General features: G+C 32.3%; 18 protein-coding genes and 1 riboswitch. Of the genes, 11 read left to right on the forward strand and 7 right to left on the reverse strand.

Annotation, left to right across the window (positions count from 1 at the left end; all coding sequences use genetic code 11):
* The first annotated feature begins 75 nt into the window (after window positions 1-75).
* The 4 genes from mnmL (at window position 76) to ACFVRR_RS11170 (ending at window position 4,281) form a co-directional block, all read left to right on the forward strand.
* Window positions 76-1,038, forward strand: a complete 963-nt coding sequence (gene mnmL / locus ACFVRR_RS11155; protein WP_248268038.1) for a tRNA modification radical SAM protein MnmL/YtqA — start codon at window positions 76-78, stop codon at window positions 1,036-1,038.
* Window positions 1,035-1,610 carry a tRNA 5-(aminomethyl)-2-thiouridylate-methyltransferase MnmM gene (gene mnmM, locus ACFVRR_RS11160; protein WP_387328197.1) on the forward strand — a complete coding sequence of 192 codons (576 nt, stop codon included), beginning with the start codon at window positions 1,035-1,037 and terminating at the stop codon, window positions 1,608-1,610. The genes mnmL and mnmM overlap by 4 nt, the downstream gene beginning before the upstream one ends.
* Window positions 1,611-1,786: 176 nt before the next feature.
* A complete protein-coding gene (locus ACFVRR_RS11165; RefSeq protein WP_097979225.1) occupies window positions 1,787-2,260 on the forward strand; it encodes a hypothetical protein in 474 nt (157 codons plus the stop codon).
* Window positions 2,261-3,129: 869 nt separating this feature from the next.
* Complete coding sequence (locus ACFVRR_RS11170; RefSeq protein ID WP_387328200.1) at window positions 3,130-4,281, forward strand: cation:proton antiporter; 1,152 nt, start codon at window positions 3,130-3,132, stop codon at window positions 4,279-4,281.
* A gap of 59 nt (window positions 4,282-4,340) precedes the next feature.
* On the opposite strand, the gene ACFVRR_RS11175 is transcribed toward ACFVRR_RS11170, so the two are convergent.
* Window positions 4,341-5,435 carry a tetraprenyl-beta-curcumene synthase family protein gene (locus tag ACFVRR_RS11175; protein WP_387328203.1) on the reverse strand — a complete coding sequence of 365 codons (1,095 nt, stop codon included), beginning with the start codon at window positions 5,433-5,435 and terminating at the stop codon, window positions 4,341-4,343.
* A gap of 162 nt (window positions 5,436-5,597) precedes the next feature.
* On the opposite strand from ACFVRR_RS11175, the gene ACFVRR_RS11180 reads away from it, so the two are divergent.
* The 5 genes from ACFVRR_RS11180 (at window position 5,598) to speE (ending at window position 11,701) form a co-directional block, all read left to right on the forward strand.
* Entirely contained in the window at window positions 5,598-6,125 is a 528-nt protein-coding gene (locus tag ACFVRR_RS11180) for a gamma carbonic anhydrase (RefSeq protein WP_387328206.1), read from the forward strand.
* 504 nt (window positions 6,126-6,629) lie between these two features.
* The gene (locus tag ACFVRR_RS11185; protein ID WP_387328209.1) at window positions 6,630-7,163 is read left to right on the forward strand and encodes a phosphatase PAP2 family protein; all 534 of its coding nucleotides are present in this window, start codon (window positions 6,630-6,632) and stop codon (window positions 7,161-7,163) included.
* 12 nt (window positions 7,164-7,175) lie between these two features.
* The gene (locus ACFVRR_RS11190; protein WP_387328212.1) at window positions 7,176-8,327 is read left to right on the forward strand and encodes a glycosyltransferase family 4 protein; all 1,152 of its coding nucleotides are present in this window, start codon (window positions 7,176-7,178) and stop codon (window positions 8,325-8,327) included.
* A 210-nt stretch (window positions 8,328-8,537) separates the two neighbouring features.
* Window positions 8,538-9,374: an adenosylmethionine decarboxylase gene (gene speD, locus ACFVRR_RS11195; protein WP_387328215.1), complete on the forward strand. Its 837-nt coding sequence runs from the start codon at window positions 8,538-8,540 to the stop codon at window positions 9,372-9,374.
* Window positions 9,371-11,701, forward strand: coding sequence for a polyamine aminopropyltransferase (gene speE / locus ACFVRR_RS11200; RefSeq protein WP_387328218.1), 2,331 nt, complete (start codon window positions 9,371-9,373; stop codon window positions 11,699-11,701). The genes speD and speE overlap by 4 nt, the downstream gene beginning before the upstream one ends.
* A 114-nt stretch (window positions 11,702-11,815) precedes the next feature.
* Here speE and ACFVRR_RS11205 read toward each other — a convergent pair whose 3' ends face one another.
* The 4 genes from ACFVRR_RS11205 to ACFVRR_RS11220 all read right to left on the reverse strand — a co-directional run bounded on the left by ACFVRR_RS11205 (window position 11,816) and on the right by ACFVRR_RS11220 (window position 13,936).
* On the reverse strand, window positions 11,816-12,241 hold the full coding sequence (locus ACFVRR_RS11205; protein WP_097979296.1) for an OsmC family protein: 426 nt from the start codon (window positions 12,239-12,241) through the stop codon (window positions 11,816-11,818).
* A 38-nt stretch (window positions 12,242-12,279) separates the two neighbouring features.
* Window positions 12,280-12,975: a pirin family protein gene (locus ACFVRR_RS11210; protein ID WP_387328222.1), complete on the reverse strand. Its 696-nt coding sequence runs from the start codon at window positions 12,973-12,975 to the stop codon at window positions 12,280-12,282.
* A gap of 201 nt (window positions 12,976-13,176) precedes the next feature.
* Window positions 13,177-13,599 (reverse strand): metallothiol transferase FosB, encoded by a 423-nt coding sequence (gene fosB / locus ACFVRR_RS11215; RefSeq protein ID WP_387328345.1) that lies wholly within the window; start codon window positions 13,597-13,599, stop codon window positions 13,177-13,179.
* A 37-nt stretch (window positions 13,600-13,636) separates the two neighbouring features.
* On the reverse strand, window positions 13,637-13,936 hold the full coding sequence (locus tag ACFVRR_RS11220; protein WP_387328225.1) for a DUF2332 family protein: 300 nt from the start codon (window positions 13,934-13,936) through the stop codon (window positions 13,637-13,639).
* A gap of 136 nt (window positions 13,937-14,072) precedes the next feature.
* Here ACFVRR_RS11220 and ACFVRR_RS11225 point away from each other — a divergent pair, with 136 nt between their 5' ends.
* Window positions 14,073-14,582, forward strand: coding sequence for a DinB family protein (locus ACFVRR_RS11225; protein ID WP_387328228.1), 510 nt, complete (start codon window positions 14,073-14,075; stop codon window positions 14,580-14,582).
* A gap of 49 nt (window positions 14,583-14,631) precedes the next feature.
* Here ACFVRR_RS11225 and ACFVRR_RS11230 read toward each other — a convergent pair whose 3' ends face one another.
* Both ACFVRR_RS11230 and ACFVRR_RS11235 read right to left on the reverse strand, forming a co-directional pair.
* The gene (locus ACFVRR_RS11230; protein WP_387328231.1) at window positions 14,632-15,939 is read right to left on the reverse strand and encodes an amidohydrolase family protein; all 1,308 of its coding nucleotides are present in this window, start codon (window positions 15,937-15,939) and stop codon (window positions 14,632-14,634) included.
* Window positions 15,940-16,012: 73 nt separating this feature from the next.
* Window positions 16,013-16,112: riboswitch (purine riboswitch) on the reverse strand.
* Between the two features lie 94 nt (window positions 16,113-16,206).
* Window positions 16,207-16,662: a MarR family winged helix-turn-helix transcriptional regulator gene (locus ACFVRR_RS11235; protein ID WP_387328234.1), complete on the reverse strand. Its 456-nt coding sequence runs from the start codon at window positions 16,660-16,662 to the stop codon at window positions 16,207-16,209.
* A gap of 161 nt (window positions 16,663-16,823) precedes the next feature.
* Here ACFVRR_RS11235 and ACFVRR_RS11240 point away from each other — a divergent pair, with 161 nt between their 5' ends.
* Entirely contained in the window at window positions 16,824-17,798 is a 975-nt protein-coding gene (locus ACFVRR_RS11240) for a hypothetical protein (RefSeq protein ID WP_387328237.1), read from the forward strand.
* Window positions 17,799-17,845: the final 47 nt, after the last annotated feature.

A 17,845-nucleotide genomic window follows, 5' to 3' on the forward strand; every position in this document is an offset into this window, starting at 1 on the left:
GTTTTTCCATTTGGTTTTCTTTTTAGAGCATGATAAAATCGATAATATTGACTTAAATTAAGGGAGGGATGAGGAATGACAAAAAACAATCCTTTTCCATATACAATAGATCATAAAAGATATCACTCATGGAATTATCATTTACGACAACAATTTGGCGAAAAAGTTTTTAAAGTTTCAATTGACGCTGGATTTGATTGTCCAAATAGAGATGGTACAGTTGCGTTTGGAGGTTGTACTTTTTGTAGCGCATCTGGTTCGGGCGACTTTGCAGGTGATCGAGCTGAAGATGTTGTAACTCAATTTCATAAAATAAAAGATAAAATGCATGAGAAATGGCAAAATGGAAAATACTTAGGCTATTTCCAAGCTTACACAAATACTCACGCACCAGTAGAAGTATTAAAACAAAAGTTCGAACCAATATTAGAGCAAGAAGGCGTTGTAGGTTTATCAATCGCAACAAGACCAGATTGTTTACCAGATGATGTTGTTGAATATCTTGCAGATTTAAATAAACGAACTTATTTATGGGTTGAATTAGGATTACAAACTGTTCACGAAAAAACGGCAAATATTATTAATCGTGCACACGATTATAAAACTTACGTAGAAGGCGTAGAAAAATTAAGAAAGCACAACATCCGTATTTGTTCACATATTATTAATGGGTTACCTCTTGAAACTCCAGAAATGATGATGGAAACAGCGATGGAGGTTGCTAAACTTGATATCCAAGGTATTAAAATTCACTTACTTCACCTACTAAAAGGTACTGCAATGATGAAGCAATATGAAAAAGGACTAGTTGAATTCATGGATTTTGACGCTTATATTAACTTAGTCGTTGATCAGCTTGAAATCATTCCAAGTGATGTAATCGTACATCGTATTACTGGAGACGGTCCACCTGACTTATTAATCGGACCAATGTGGAGCTTAAAAAAATGGGAAGTACTGAATGCAATTGATCGCGAGTTTGAACGTAGAAATAGTTGGCAAGGTAAATACGCAAATAATCGAGTACAATTAACATGATTCTAGATCGCATTTTACCGTACGCTAGAAAGCTTCTCCAATCAACTGTGAATGAAGGTGATCATACCATTGATGCCACAATAGGTAATGGTCATGATACAGTATTTTTAGCAAAATTGGTTGGTGAAACTGGACATGTATACGGATTTGATATCCAAGAACTAGCTATTCAAAAGACGACTGAAAGAATAGATAATGAAAATTTAAGCAAACAAGTTACACTATTCCAAAGAAGTCATGCAGAAGTAAAAAAACTAATCCCAGCTTCATCACAAGAGAAATTAAAAGGTGCAATTTTTAATCTTGGTTATTTACCTGGTAGTGATAAATCAGTTGTAACTGTACCCGAGTCTACCATTTCAGCAATAGGACAAATACTTGAAATGATGGCACCAGAAGGAATTATCGTAGTTGTAATTTATCATGGTCATGAGGGCGGAGAAATTGAAAAAGATGAATTAATGAACTTTGCTCAAAACATCCCTCAAGACTTGGCACATGTATTAACTTATCGATTTATTAATCAAGCAAATAATCCTCCTTTTATATTAGCTATTGAAAAAAGAGCTTAAGAAAAACTGTCTAATTTAGACAGTTTTTTTATTTTGACCCCAATTTCTCATATTGTTTGATTTCCTCAAAATCATTATAAATACCATAAAAATTCATTAAAAATTCATTAATGGTAAATTTTTCTTTGTAAATTGGTAAAGATAAAAAAATCAAAATAAGAAAAGAGGTAATCAAAATGAAAAAAGCTATTTTTGCAGGTGCAGTAGTTAGTCTTTTTACGCTAAGTACAATTACAGTAAATGCCGAAAACATCGCGGCAGCAAATTATTATGTCCATCCACATCATGATCACGATGTAACAACAGATGATGGTGAACACCATAGACATCATCACCACAAAGCAAATAAAATGTTAGAAAACCACAAAAAAGAAGTTGTTAAGTATATTTCTAATTACTTAAACCAACCTGAAGCTAATATAAATAAAGCTGTAGAGCAACATAAAATGGAAATGAAGAAATTAATATTTATCGCAGTTGTATCAAAGCTTTCAAATAAACCTTTGGAAAATATCATCGCTCAGAAAGGTAAAACAAACTCATTTAAAGAAATATTAGATAATAATAATATTAAACGTGAGCAATTTTTTGAAGAAATGAAAAGAGTTCACCGAGATATATTTACTCAAATTGAACCAACTAAAAATTAATTTAAATTAAACAGAGCGCCCCTTAAGTCATTGTACTTATGGGGCCTCTTTTTTTGTTTAAATTACTTGTTTTGTAATGAAGTTTAGTAAACAGACGATCAAGTTTTTTATTAAGAACATATCCCCTTTGATAAAACATAAAATTTATATATCTAGTAACTTTATCTACCTATAAAAATTTACAAAAAATTATTAATAATATCTAATTACGGCGTATTCATGGAATCAATTGAATATTATGTAAAGATATACCAATTTAATTGATTTGTTCATACAAACCAATTCGTAGTTGAATGAGATAAACCAACTCTAGGGGCGTGAAGAGTTGACTGCAAACCTAAACAATTTGAATAGAATACTTCGTAATGTTTTTCAGTTCATTTTACGGAATTCGAATTGGATAATATTATTAATTGGACTAATTGCATTCATCAATTACTGGTCAGTTTTTTACCTTGTTTCATTATATCGAGGATTTCATACAGAATCTTCACAAGTCAATCAGATGACCCTTTGGGTAATTTATGGATATTTTTATGGATTCTTTGGGAGTATGATTTTAATTTATGTACACTCTTTCGTCCTAAAATATATGTTGTTTTTTCGAAAAATTAAAAGTGCCATTTCGTTTATACTCTTTCATTTTGCTTATTTTATTTCGCTTATTTTTTTAATTCTATTAAACTAAGTTTCTATTTAAATAGTCCAAATCTAATACTTAAGCTGGTTTTTAATTCAATTTTAGTTTATACTTAGATTAAATTTAATGCATTGTTCGGAGGAGCCTGTCACGATTGGGATAAGTATGTAATTTACTTCCCCTATCGTGGCAGGTTCTTTTTTTATGCGTTCAGACGGGAGATGAATTTATGCTTTATGTGCAACTTGCAATTATATTGATTGCCTCTAAAGTTTTTGGGGATTTAAGTACAAAGCTTGGTCAGCCTGCAGTTTTAGGAAAGCTATTAATAGGAATTATACTAGGGCCAGCTGTTCTTGGAATCATTACTGAAACAGAAACATTACATGAAATGAGCGAAATTGGTGTCATTTTACTTATGTTTATTGCAGGTTTAGAAACTGATCTTAATGAATTTAAACGAACTGGGAAAGCTTCTTCTTATGTAGGGTTACTCGGAATACTATTCCCATTATTCTCAGGTTATCTTTATGGTATTTCCATAAACTTAAGTCAATTTGAGGCCATTTTTTTAGGGCTGATTCTTTCTGCAACTAGTGTAAGTATTTCGGTAGCTACATTAAAAGAAATGGGTAAACTTAAAACAAAAGATGGAGCAACTATTTTAGGAGCTGCCGTAATTGATGATATTGTTGTCATCATAGCATTAGCATTTGTTATGAGTTTCAGTGGTAGCGCCGTTAGTTTACCAATTCTATTATTTAAAAAGTTTATATTTTTTACATTTGCCATATTAATCGGTTGGAAGATTGTACCTTGGTTCCTAAAAAAGTTTATAAAGTTAAACGTTTCAGAAACATTAATCTCTGCTGCTTTAATCGTTTGCTTCTTATTCTCAGCCTTTGCAGACCAAACAGGTATTGCTGCAATAATCGGCGCTTATATCGCAGGAATTTCGATATCCGTTACTAAGTTTAAACAAGAGGTTTTTGAAAAGGTCGAAACGATTGCTTACTCTGTTTTTGTACCTGTGTTTTTCACTTTAATAGGAGTATCAGTTCAATTCACTGGGTTAAGTCATTCGATTCCGACTATTATTATCATAAGTATTATCGCCATTTTAACGAAGCTAATTGGTGGAGCATTAGGAGCAAAACTGGCTGGATTTCCAACTAAAAATTCACTCGGAATTGGTTCAGCAATGATATCTCGTGGGGAAGTTGCTTTGATTATGGCATCAACAGGTTTAGCAAATAATCTTTTAAGTAAGGAAATGTTTGCGATCCTTGTTATTGTGGTACTAATCACAACTATTGTAACTCCACCACTTATGAAGTTATTTTTCACAGAAAAAAGTGAAGTTTTTAATGTAAATGTGTAAACACGAAAAAGGATAGTTTTATTTACTATCCTTTTTCGTGTTTACCTGTCTATTCTTTTTTAAACTGACTCCCTGACCCTTCTATTACTCGCCTTTAACTCTTTTAATTTAAAATATAACTTTGCATTGCCATAGAAAAAGAATGATGTTAAGCCACCGTTCTTAACAATCCCTCTTCTAATTCTTTTCATCTCATTTGGTCCTGCCATTTTTTTATCAGCCAAATAAATGCCTAGTAATCCCTGGCATATCATTCGATGAAAACGATAGTCTTTTAAATCTTTTAAGGCTTGATCACTTTTAGTTGAAAAATACTCAATCCTATTTAACATGACATCTTTAGACGGGTAATAACTGCAGAAGTTTAAATCTCCGCCTTCTTCATCTTCCTTTTGATCAATTACATAATCTAGTAGTATATGAAGTCCTTGTACATAAGGGAAATAACTCTTATAGACTTGTTCAAATAATTTTTCAGAAATCATTTCGTTAAATGAATAAGAAACTAAACAAAAAATCCCAAGTGTTGAACCTGCGCACGCAGAGAATTCATACCATTCTAAGTCAGAAAGTTCTGGTTGATATTTTTCAAACCAATTTGTTAATCTAGGCACTCGCTCTTCTTTTTTTACATGCTTATGTATTTGTAATTTACAATAATAATCAGCAAGTTGAACTAGGTAATCTTTAATTCCCTCATAATGCTTCGATTGATTTAAACTACTATGACACTTTGAAACTAGTGCACGTAAATATCCACCATCGTCTTGTTCTTCTCTGAAGCGATAATACATTTGATCGGATTTTTGGCATTTTACTGCATCAATCATTGACTCATGTAGTGCTTCAAAATCAACTGGATCTAGCGAGGTACTACGATCGCATAAATTATCTAAGTAATCACTAATTGTTTGATATGCAACGATAAATTCTATTACTGGTTTTAAATTCTTTTCAGAAAGTAATGCTAAAATTGCACCACCTTCACAATGGAATGTTTTTGTATCAATACTCATTAATGCTTGTTTTCTAAGTTCTGGATCTGGGATTGTCGTTGCAAAATTTCTCCAATAGTTCAATTCCTGATGCACTAAAGGAAAAACAGCTTTATAAACTTTCGGCATTAATTGGATCGGATTTTTAGGTAGTGACATTTTTTCACTCCTCCCTATTTTTCATTAATTACATATTGGTAAAATAAGTTATACTCATATTGAAGTAAATATTATGGAGGTGAACTATGTTGCCTTGAGTGTTTAGACAATTTCAACTAAACAATCATCGTATTTTTTTTATATGCTTGGCAACGGTATAGTATGATATTACCATACAAAGGGAAGCAACCCAAAATCGAACCATCAGCTTTTATCGCTTCAACTGCAACTGTTACCGGTTCTGTCACAATTGGAGCAAATAGTAGTGTATTTTTTGGTGCAGTAATCCGTGGCGACGTTAATGATACAATCATTGGAAATGATGTTAATGTTCAAGATTTATCTGTTCTTCACCAAAGTCCAAAATGCCCTCTAATTTTAGAAGATGGCGTAACAATTGGACATAGTGTTATTTTACATAGTTGTATAGTTAAAAAGAATGCATTAGTTGGGATGGGTTCAATCGTTTTAGACGGTGCCGAAATCGGTGAAGGAGCAATGATTGGTGCAGGTAGCTTAGTTCCAGGAGGAAAAGTAATACCTCCTAACACATTAGCATTTGGTAGACCTGCTAAAGTAGTACGTGAATTAACAGAGGAAGACATCATTGATATGGATCGAATTCGTAGAGAATATATTGAAAAAGGACAATTCTATAAAAAGGTAGAAGAAGAAAATCAAGTAAAATAATTTGAGGATTTATTTACATAAAAGTGCAAAAGAGAAGGACTGGATTGAAGCCTTCTCTTTTTGTTTTATTGATAAATTTAGTAATTTCGGTCTATTCTAAATCTATTTTATGAGAATGTCATGTAATTACTTTTGTATTGGCCCAGGTTATTTATGATTTGTGGTCCTATTTGCAGTTTTTACGGGTTTTATTAGCTGTTTTGACTTTTTTAATGGTAGGTTTGATAGTTTTATTTGTAGTTCAACTTTTTTATTTGCACCTTCAAGGATTTATTTGCTGTTTTAGCCTTTTTATTTGCACTTTCACGTTTATTTCTATTATCCCGATTTTATTTGCACTCTCAGACAGATTTGACGATCCCAGCATACCTTATTCATCCCCGCTCCAATTTTGTTTAATAAAAATTTACATATCTAAATTATTCATTTACAAAAGCTTCTATTTAAATCCATAAACCCTTTTTATAATGAAGTTAAAAAGATCAGCATAATGGAGGATGAAAAATGAGCGCTATTCTTCAAAAGATACACACATATGAATGTCAACTGTTTTATCGCGTTAATTCATTGTTCCAGAAGCGTTACTTGAATTTTTTCTTTCGTAATATTACACATCTTGGCGGAGCTACTTTTACAATTTCATCAGCATTATTATTATTACTTTATTCCAAAGGTGAATTGCATCAAGCATCAATCTTATGTTGTTGTACCCTTTCTCTTAGCCATATTCCTGTTCATTTTCTTAAACGTTTTTATCCACGTAAAAGACCTTATCTTAAACTAGAAGGTACGTTTGTGCTAAAAAATCCTTTAAAAGATCATTCCTTCCCTTCTGGTCATACAACGGCAATTATTTCTGTTGCACTTCCTATAATGATTTATATACCATTTACGTCATTTATTTTACTTCCTTTAGTTTTGTGCGTCTCTTTCTCTCGAATTTATCTTGGCTTACATTATCCATCAGATGTGTTTTTCGGAATATTACTTGGTATATTTACTACATTTATTTCACAGTTTTTTATCTATCATTTGTGAGGAGGAGAAGTTATGAGAGTCGCTATTTTTACAGACACCTATATTCCTCAAGTGAATGGTGTTGCCAAAACTTTAAATCGATTTACAAATTACTTAAAAGATTATGGCCATTCATACCATGTGTTTGCTCCTGAGGACTACGGTTTATCATCAACGCAAGATGTAACAAGATTAAAATCTGTACCATTTAAAATTTATCCTGAATGTAAAATTTCATTTCCAAACCTTTCTAAAATGAAAAAGACGCTTAAAGAATTTAATCCGGATATTATTCATATCGCAACGCCATTTACGATTGGATTAAGTGGGCTCCATATTGCTAAAAAAATGAAAATTCCTTTAGTTGCTTCATACCATACAAATTTTGATCATTATCTTCAGTACTATAACTTAACATTCTTAGAAAATATTTTATGGAAGTATTTAGATTGGTTTCATAGACCTACTCAAAAAATATTTGTTCCTTCGAAGGATACATTCAATCATTTAGAGACAAAAGGTTTTAACAATCTCTCTATTTGGACCCATGGCGTTGACTGTTCAATCTTTCGTCCAACTTTGAATCATAATGAAATAAAACAAAAATATAATATTACTTCTAAATATACGGTTTGTTTTGTCGGAAGAATTGCACCTGAAAAGGATTTAGAAACCTTATCGAAAATAATAAACTACACTAAACAGCGTTTTAACAAAAATTTAACTTGGATAATCGTTGGAGATGGTCCAAAAAAAGAAGAAATGATTAAGAAAACTGGTACGGATCAAATTATTTATACAGGCTACCTTCAAAAAAAGGACTTAGTTGAGATATACGGAGTGTCAGATTTAATGGTCTTTCCTTCTGATACTGAAACATTTGGAAATGTAGTACTCGAAGCAATGGCGTGTGGAACACCAGTGATTGGTGCAAATGCAGGCGGAGTTCAAAATATAATTAGAGATTATTCAACTGGCGTCCTTTGTGAGCCACAAAATACCTCTTCATTTTGCCAAGCAATTGAGGATTGCTTACATGGAAACGAGATGTTAAAGCATATGTCAAAAAAAGCAAGAGATTATGCATTAACACAGGATTGGAATAGTATCTTTAATAAATTAGTACTGGAATTTGAACTAATTTTCACACCACAACCACCAACCCTCATATCTAAGAAGGCTTAGTAATTTTTAGGCTTTTTATTTTCTGAATATTTTAAATAAAACAATAAAAAAACATGATTGATCAGTAACTCCTCAATCATCAACTTATGTGAATAATGAATAATTCAAAAACAAACAATATATATTGAGTAGTTACACTAGCGACTATTATACAGTCGCTTTTACTTTTCGTACGTACTTTTTTACTTTGTAAAATTAGGAGGACAATAGATGAATATTTCATCGTCAAATAATTTTCAACTTTATGGATTCAATAATTTAACGAAATCTTTAAGTTTCAATATGTATGATATTTGCTTTACCAAAACGAAAGAAGAACGTGAAGCATATATTCAGTACATCGATGAACAATATAACGCTGACCGTTTAACAAAAATTTTAACTGAAGTTACGCATATAATCGGAGCCCACATTTTAAATGTTGCAAAACAAGATTATGATCCTCAAGGAGCAAGTGTTACGATTCTCGTCTCAGAAGGTCCGGTTGATAATCCTTCATCTGAAAATTTTTCCGAATCACCTGGCCCATTACCAGAGTTAGTAGTAGCAGCTTTAGATAAAAGTCATATTACTGTTCATACCTACCCAGAATATCATCCGGATGATGGAATTAGTACGTTCAGAGCAGATATTGATGTATCTACTTGTGGAGAAATTTCTCCTTTAAAAGCTTTAAACTATTTAATACACCAATTTGATGCCGATATTATGACAATTGATTATCGTGTTCGAGGATTTACTCGTGATGTTAGCGGTTATAAATTATTTATTGATCATGATATAAACTCAATCCAAAATTACATTCCTCAAAAAATAAAGGAAATGTATCAAATGATTGATGTGAATGTGTTCCAAGAAAATATTTTTCATACGAAATGTAAGTTGAAACAATTTAATTTAGATAATTATCTTTTTGGCTACACAAAAGAAAAATTAGATGAGGATGAAATTTCACAAATAGAAGAAAAAGTGAAGTATGAGATGGATGAAATTTTTTACGGTAAAAATTTATGGAATGGTCCTGATGTGGAGGATATTGATGGATGATGGATCACAGTAAAACACCGCTTTTAACTGAATTAGTCCGTTATGCTAAGGAAGATATAACAAGCTTTGATGTACCCGGGCATAAAAGAGGTAATTCACTGGAGGAATTAAGAGAGCTTTGGAGTGATATGGCTCTTAAAATGGATGTCAATTCTTCAAAGCGTGTTGATAACTTATCGCATCCAACAGGTGTAATCCAAGAAGCCGAAACTTTATTAGCAGATGCCTTTCATTCAGATAACGCTTATATGTTAGTAAATGGTTCGACTTCTGGAGTTCAATATATGATTATGAGCGCCCTTGAACATGGAGATAAAATTCTCCTACCAAGGAATGTACACAAATCCGCAATAAATGCATTAATCTTAGCAGGTGCTAAACCAGTATTTATTGAACCAGAAATCGATTATGAGTATGGAATTGTAAATGGCGTTTCAGTAAAATCTGTTCTTCATGCTCTAGATTTAAATTCTGATGTTAAAGCCATCCTGATTATAAATCCTACCTATTTTGGAGCAACTTCAGATTTAAAACAAATTATCGACATCGGTCATTCCAGAGGGATTCCTGTTTTAGTAGACCAAGCACATGGTGCTCACTTTTCGTTTCACCCTGATTTACCAACTAATGCTGCCCTTCTTGGTGCTGACCTTGTTACCCTTAGTTTGCATAAAACTGGTGGTGCTTTAACACAAGCATCAGTTCTACTACATAATGATGGGATCATTACAAAAAATAGGGTTCGATCTACAATAAATTTATTTCAAACAACATCTGCTTCCTATTTACTTATGTGTTCAATCGATGTTGCAAGAAAGAAATTAGTTTTAGAAGGTCAAGAGCGTTTTAAAAAATTACTCAATTTAACAAGAAAAGCTAAAGAAGAAATTAACTCCATAAAAGGATTAAAATGTATTACACAAGATTCATATCGAAATGGAGTTGGGGTATTCGATTACGATGAGTTAAAACTCGTTGTGAAAGTTTCAGATTTAGGAATGTCTGGTTTTAAAGTATATGACATGCTTGCAGAAGAATATAAAATTCAAATCGAACTTGCCGAACCTAATGTCATTTTAGCAATTATCTCGCTAGGTGATAATGAAGACACCATTCGAACCTTAATTGATGCATTAAGAGATATTAGTGACCGATATTACGGTAAACTTCCGAAACTTGAAACAGATATAAGCGTTGCATTAAAAAATCCTAAAATGGTCATGACTCCTAGAGAAGCCTACTATCATCCTAAACGTATTATTTCAATTCATGATGCTAGTGGATTAATTAGTGGTGAATCAATCATGATTTACCCTCCAGGTATCCCTCTTTGTATACCTGGTGAACTAATTTCAACCGAATTGATTCAGCATTATCTTTATTTAAAATCAGAAGGAACGATCACAATCAACGATGATGATGATCCTTATATAATAAAGGTCGTCGATCGAAGTTTGGAGGAAAATTTAATGGATTTATGGTATACAGAGAATCACCAAGAGGATACGAAGTTCTCCATAAAGGTTCAAGAACATATTCATTCTGAAAAAAGTGAATTTCAACAAATCGATTTCTTTAGAAGTGAAACATTTGGAACATTCTTTACTCTAGATGGTTATATGATGGTGACTGAAAAGGATGAATTTATCTACCATGATATGATTACGCATGTATCAATGGCCGTGAATCCAAACATTAAAAAAGTACTAATTATCGGTGGTGGCGACGGTGGTACCGCTCGTGAAGTACTTCGATACCCAGGTGTGGAAGTTGTTGATATGGTAGAAATTGATGAGCGAGTAGTAAGGCTATGCCAACAATACTTACCTTTAACTGCTTCAAAATTAGATCAAGATAAAAGATTAACCTTATATTTCGAAGATGGCCTAAAGTTCGTACAAGAAGCTGATGAAGGTTATTACGATCTGATTTTGGTAGATTCAACTGATCCTATTGGACCTGGTGAGGGGCTTTTTACAGTTGCTTTCTATAACAATTGCAGTCGGGTATTAAGTGAAGAAGGTATACTAATTAACCAGCATGAAAGTCCATATTACGCTAGTTACGCGCACGAAATGAAACGTGCACATTCCAAAATTAAAGAAACATTTCCGATTTCAAAAGTCTATCAATTCCATATGCCAACTTATCCATCAGGACATTGGTTATTCGGATTTGCTTCAAAAAAATACGATCCAATTAAAGACATTAAAGCTGATGAATGGAATAAACTAGGGATCGAAACAAAATATTATAATACAGATTTACATGTTGGGTGCTTTATGCTTCCTACTTATGTAAAAAAACAATTAGATAATGAAGAGTAAGTCTGAAAATCATATTTAATGTACTTTGTCTACAAACAAAAACCAGCAAACTGCTGGTTTTTTAATTACAATAAAAAAACTGCCCCAAATTACTTTAGGGACAGCTACATTTTATTATAGTACTTCATCATCCTTCGTTCCATTTAAAGTGAAACTTGCTGTAATGTTAGCGTTTAAAGAATGAGCTACTGAGCAATATTTATCCTTTGATAATTTGATCGCTTTTCGAACTTTTTCTGTATCTAATTCTCCACCTAATATATAATGCAAGTGAATGTCAGTAAAACGCTTAGGATGCTCCTCAGCTCGCTCACCATTTACTTCAATTTCGAATGAAGTTAACTTTAATCTCATTTTTTCTAGGATTAATACGATATCAATCGCTGTACATCCTGCGACTGCATTAATTAATAGTTCAACTGGTGTAGGTGCACTATTGTCTCCACCTAAAGACTCAGCAGTATCCATTTTTATCTCATGGCCAGATGGTGCAATTCCTGAAAAGGCTAACTTGCCATCCCATTTAATACTTGTTTTCATTGCCTATTTCCCCTCCCATAATTAGATCATTTCATCTATTATTTTTTCATTTCTACTACTAAATAATGTGAAAAATCTTTTGATTTTATTTTAATATCTTCTTCAATTACTTTTGCAGCATCACTAGCTTCCATTAGTTCTCCATTCACAATGGCATTTCCTTCTAATAAGACTAAATACGCTTGGCGATCCTTTTTCATTTCAAAAGTAATTTCTTCATTTTCATTTAATGTAAGCGAGTAAATATTTGCATCTTGGTGAATTTTAATTGGGGCACTTCCTTCAACAGGAGATACCATATGATACCATTTTCCTTCTCTCTCTTCCCAATCTGATATTAAGTCTCCGTAATTTGGAGTATGACCTGCCTTGTCAGGAATAATCCATAATTGAATTAATCTTAATAAATCCCTGCCCATATTGTGTTCACTGTGATACACACCCGTTCCTGCACTCATGTACTGAATATCACCACGTCCAATTTCATGTTTATTCCCCATACTATCAGCGTGAGTTAAATTCCCATTAATGACATATGTTATGATTTCCATATCACTATGTGGATGAGTACCGAATCCTCTGTGCGCTTTAATTAAATCATCATTTAATACTCTTAATACACCAAAGTTCATATTACTTGGATCATAATAATTTGCAAATGAAAAATGATGAATGGTTTTTAACCAACCGTGATCAGCGTGACCTAATTGTTTACTATTGATTTTTTCGAACATAGTTTATCGCTCCTTTTACTTTTATCTTTAATTCGAGATACTTATTAAAGAATTACCTACCTAACTATCGTATTAATCCATCTGATTAATACGATAGTTTCTAAATCACCTTACCGAGCTCTTAACTATATTGTATCAAAAAATATCTTTAATTCAAGATATTTTTTCGTAGAAAGTTTATTTAAACTTTCTATCCAATAACTAAATATAAAAATCCATATGTGGCTTTGTTTGCTTATAATATTCAATCCGATCTCGCATGGTACCAGTATGAAATTCGAATTTATGTCCATCTGGATCAGTAAAATAAATTGAATTTTTATCTCGTTTATCTCTGTCACGACCATTCAATATATTCACCTTAAGTTTAACTAATTTATCATACATTTTTTCAAAAGAGTCTTCGTCTATTGTAAAAGCCAAATGGGTATATGAATGATGAATTTCATTTCTAGGAATAGCTTTCTCTTCATTTAATGCCAGCCACATTCCATTCAAATCAAAATAGGCTGTTGTTGTACCTTTCACTAAAAGAGTTGCATCAAATACATCTCTATAGAAGTCGATCGCTAAATCAAGCTTAGATACCGAAAACAACAAATGATTGATCCCTTTTATCTCCATTTTCTCCCTCATTTCATTGCGATTTATTAATGTTTTTCTAAATCCTCCATTCAAACCATTTCCCATGACCTTCTGTTTCACCAATAACTTCTTCATGCTTTACCCCATCAATATAATAGTCAAGATGTAGCATTCGATCCCAAATATTGTTATATAGATGAAACACATCTCTATTTTCACTAATAACTTCTATAGTTTTTAATAAACTTTGTTTTCCATCAACTGGAATTTGATTTGCAACATGTGTATGAAAAATACATAGAATTGAATCTCTACTAGAATTTTCACATTCATTTTTTGCAAATTGCGTAAAACGTTCCTCCAGCTGAATATTCATATTAATCATCCTTAATATTTTAATAATATTTTTATTTTTCAAACTTCTATTTACAAAATTTTGCCATTCGTTATAATTTCTTTATTGTACTACTTACTCTTTGAATCTTAAATAAAAACTTTGGAGTGATTAATTGATGTCCAGACCAAATTCAAACGAATATAATCCACACTTTAAAGGTTATATTCAGCTAGTTCCTGAAGGGGACTTACAGACTATATTGAAGAAGCAATTAGAGGAATCAATGAATTTTTTTAAAGCTCTCTCGAAAGTAAAATCTGAATATCGATACGCGGAAGGAAAATGGAGTATTAAGGAAGTTCTTGGACATTTAGTAGATACTGAAAGAATAATGTGCTATCGTCTTTTGGCAATTGCAAGAGGGGATTACAATCCTTTACCATCTTTTGATGAGAATGCCTATAATGAAAATGCAAATTTTAATCGACTAAAGCTAGAGCAAATTATTTATGAATATCAAACTGTTCGTCAAGCAACTTTATCTTTGCTAGAAAACTTATCTAATGAAACGTTAGAAAATGAGGGAAATGTTCTAAATCACCCAACGACACCTCGTGCTATTGCTTATATTATTGCAGGCCATGAGTTACATCATTTAAAAATCATTAATGAACGATATTTTTAAAATAGAAAGAGCAGGAATATCTTTTCCTGCTCTTCTTTGTATCTTGCTTTTAAGCAAATCTACTCTGTAATCGATTTACTTCTGCGATTACTTTTTCTTCATCAATTGTTAAACTAATACGGTCTTTTACAATTGCTTTCCCATCAATGAAAACATCACATACATCGCTACCACGTGCAGCGTATAGTAAATGTGAATAGGCATTACTTAATGGTTGTAAATGCTCTTTATCATATGGATAAATTGTAATAAAGTCTGCCTTTTTATTAGCTTCAAGTGAGCCAGTATGTCCCATTCCTATCGCTTCTGCGCCACCTCGAGTAGCCAAAGTTAATGCAGTTTGTGCTGAGAATTTCGTAGCATCTTTATACATTCCTTTTTGTAGCAGTGCAGCTATTCTCACTTCTTCAAACATGTCAAGATTGTTATTAGATGCTGTGCTATCCGTAGCTATACCTACTTTTACTCCAGCGTCTAATAAACTAACCACATCAGCAACCCCAGAACCTAACTTTAAATTACTAATTGGATTATGAGCAACTCGTACATCATATTCTTTTAGAATCGCTCTTTCTTCATCATTTAGAACTACACCGTGAGCCATTACTGTCGGCTGATTAAATACACCTAATTGGCGAAGATGTTCGACAGGTCGGTTAGAATAACGAGTTTCAATATCTTGAATTTCATAATCTGTTTCAGATACATGAATGTGCATCATTAAATCATTTTCTTTTGCAATACGTGCACTTTCAATTAAAGCTTCTGGCGTACATGCATATGGACTATGTGGTGCAACCATCGTTGTTAGACGGCCATCAGCAAATCTTTTGTAGTCTTTTGAAAATTGCTCAGCACCTTTAAGATTCAATCTTTGCTCTTCTTCTGTTCCAAAGCTAAATATTGAATATGAAAATGCTCCTCTAATGCCAGTTTCACCAATTGTCTCCATGACAACATTTGGATCGATTCCATTAGGGTTAAACATATCTGAGAATGCTGTAGTTCCCGACTTAACCATTTCTAAAATTCCAAGCTGTGCACTTACAGAAGCAATTTCAGTTGTATATTGTCTTTCGATTGGCCATATTTTAGTTTCTAACCAAGGCTTTAACAGCATGTCATCACCAATACCACGTAAAAGCGTCATAAGAATGTGAGAATGTGTATTTACAAGTCCTGGCATTACCCATTTCCCTTGAAGATTAACTACTTGATCCGCATCCTTAACTAACTCTTCAGAATGATTTCCGACATAAGTAATGAATTGATCTTGAACGATCATCATACCGTTTTCAAAGATTTTATTTTCTTGATCCATTGTAAAAAATGTTGCATTTATATAGACTGTTTTCATTATTTTTCCTCCCTAATCCTCTTTAAAATTGTTTGAAAATAAAAAAAATCCTGATTACGAAGAAGGATGTAAATAAAATTACATTCTTTTTCGTAATCAGGATTTTACGGTTCCTGGTAGAGACCCTCATACCATATCAATGAGGTTATACAAGTTTTGTATGTTGTTATATTAAAACATAATAAATGATTAGTAAGTTTTGTTCAAGCGTTTCCATAATTTAACAAACCGAGGAGTCATCAAGATTACTCCCCTTCGATATATTCTCTATTCTAATTTGCCAAGTATTCTTATGATCTTGTGCATTGAATAATCTAAATCAAGCAAGTCCTCCTCATCAAGTTGTCCAATCCGTTCACAAAAAATATGATAAAAATCTTCCCATCGTTTTGTGACAACTTTTTTTCCTTTTTCAGTAAGTATAATTTTTACACTTCGTTTATCATTCAGATCCTGAATTTTAGATACATATTCTTTTTCTTCTAATTTCATAATTAATGGAGTCATTTGCTGTTTAGAAATGCTTATATTTTGAGCTAGCTCTGTAATTGAGATTCCATCTGCTGTTTGAAACAATTCTTCTAGTATATGACTTTGTAAATGCGTTAACTCGGACTGCTTATTCTTTAAATAGTTTTTTGAGCCCGGCTTGTTAAACTTATTAAAAACTAGAGGAAGTAGTTGAATAAACTTCTCTGCAATTTGATTTGGATTTGAATTCATTTTATTACAAACCTTTCTAGGAAAAAATTTATAAATTGACATATGGTAAATAAAAGTTTATTATTTACCCGAGATATAATTCGATATTATCATATTTAAATAAATAAAACCAATTTAATAAGTAAATATTTATTTACTATTTAAATGAAGGGGTGATGTAGATGAATTCAACTGGATTAACTTTTGGTATCTATCCACTTAGCTTAGCTGGTACTCCTATAGGATTAGCTACAGGTCCCGATGATAATTATAAAAAAATATCATCTGCTCTTAAAGAGCTAAAGGGTAATGCTAATCAGCTTTTACCAAGAATGTATGCTGTCTATATGGGACCAGAAACAGAAGAAAAAGTATTTAACGCTCTAAATCGATATAAAAAAGCAGGTTTATTAGGTGATTTAACAATTGGCTGCCTTATGGATCCAAGCCTGTCATTGGATTATTGGTTGAATTTTGTTCGTAAAGTAATTAAAGAATATGGAATTTTCATTGATTCAATTCAAATAACGAATGAGCCTAATTTATCGTTTATGGATGGATCCAAACCATATGTATTAGAAGCGCTTGTACAAGGCGTTCTAACTGTAAAAGAAGAAATTGAAAAAAGCAATTTACCTATTAAAATTGGATTTGGCTCGGTTCCTGAGGGTGAAAAGACGATTCCACATTTTTGGGAAAATCTAATGAAAATTGGTGGGGACGAATTAATTCATTCAATTGATTATGTAGGCCATAATTTTTATGTGGATGTATTTGAGGAACCATTAAAAATTGAGGAAGTTGCTGTTTCAGTAGAAAACATACTACGCAAATTTCGAGAAACATTGAATAGTAATGGTTTCCCTTCCACTCTTCCAATTCACATTACAGAGAATGGATGGCCAACCGGGAAAAATCCGTTTATACAAATTGAAAGGTCATATGAGCAACAATCAATCGTACTTGAGAAAATTATTCGAACAGTCTATTCATTGCGTCAGGAACTAAATATCACTCATTATGAATTTTTTGGTTTAAGGGATGCTGATAGTTCAAAAGACGACCTATTTCATCAATTTGGAATTATGAAGGATGATTATACTATTAAGCCTTCTTATCTCACCTTTCAAAAATTAATTAATGAATTAAGCGAGTAAATCAATTACTTCCATAAAGTTGAATGAAGTTAGTCAATTCGTTAAGA

The organism is Gottfriedia sp. NPDC057948 (assembly GCF_042887255.1).
GTDB lineage: Bacteria > Bacillota > Bacilli > Bacillales > Bacillaceae_G > Gottfriedia.

Bases quoted from the DNA above. Each gene is read 5' to 3' on its own strand.
- mnmL (WP_248268038.1), top strand. From the start codon at position 76: ATGACAAAAAACAATCCTTTTCCATATACAATAGATCATAAAAGATAT.
- mnmM (WP_387328197.1), top strand. From the start codon at position 1,035: ATGATTCTAGATCGCATTTTACCGTACGCTAGAAAGCTTCTCCAATCA.
- ACFVRR_RS11165 (WP_097979225.1), top strand. From the start codon at position 1,787: ATGAAAAAAGCTATTTTTGCAGGTGCAGTAGTTAGTCTTTTTACGCTA.
- ACFVRR_RS11170 (WP_387328200.1), top strand. From the start codon at position 3,130: ATGCTTTATGTGCAACTTGCAATTATATTGATTGCCTCTAAAGTTTTT.
- ACFVRR_RS11175 (WP_387328203.1), bottom strand. From the start codon at position 5,435: ATGTCACTACCTAAAAATCCGATCCAATTAATGCCGAAAGTTTATAAA.
- ACFVRR_RS11180 (WP_387328206.1), top strand. From the start codon at position 5,598: ATGATATTACCATACAAAGGGAAGCAACCCAAAATCGAACCATCAGCT.
- ACFVRR_RS11185 (WP_387328209.1), top strand. From the start codon at position 6,630: ATGAGCGCTATTCTTCAAAAGATACACACATATGAATGTCAACTGTTT.
- ACFVRR_RS11190 (WP_387328212.1), top strand. From the start codon at position 7,176: ATGAGAGTCGCTATTTTTACAGACACCTATATTCCTCAAGTGAATGGT.
- speD (WP_387328215.1), top strand. From the start codon at position 8,538: ATGAATATTTCATCGTCAAATAATTTTCAACTTTATGGATTCAATAAT.
- speE (WP_387328218.1), top strand. From the start codon at position 9,371: ATGATGGATCACAGTAAAACACCGCTTTTAACTGAATTAGTCCGTTAT.
- ACFVRR_RS11205 (WP_097979296.1), bottom strand. From the start codon at position 12,241: ATGAAAACAAGTATTAAATGGGATGGCAAGTTAGCCTTTTCAGGAATT.
- ACFVRR_RS11210 (WP_387328222.1), bottom strand. From the start codon at position 12,975: ATGTTCGAAAAAATCAATAGTAAACAATTAGGTCACGCTGATCACGGT.
- fosB (WP_387328345.1), bottom strand. From the start codon at position 13,599: ATGGAGATAAAAGGGATCAATCATTTGTTGTTTTCGGTATCTAAGCTT.
- ACFVRR_RS11220 (WP_387328225.1), bottom strand. From the start codon at position 13,936: ATGAATATTCAGCTGGAGGAACGTTTTACGCAATTTGCAAAAAATGAA.
- ACFVRR_RS11225 (WP_387328228.1), top strand. From the start codon at position 14,073: ATGTCCAGACCAAATTCAAACGAATATAATCCACACTTTAAAGGTTAT.
- ACFVRR_RS11230 (WP_387328231.1), bottom strand. From the start codon at position 15,939: ATGAAAACAGTCTATATAAATGCAACATTTTTTACAATGGATCAAGAA.
- ACFVRR_RS11235 (WP_387328234.1), bottom strand. From the start codon at position 16,662: ATGAATTCAAATCCAAATCAAATTGCAGAGAAGTTTATTCAACTACTT.
- ACFVRR_RS11240 (WP_387328237.1), top strand. From the start codon at position 16,824: ATGAATTCAACTGGATTAACTTTTGGTATCTATCCACTTAGCTTAGCT.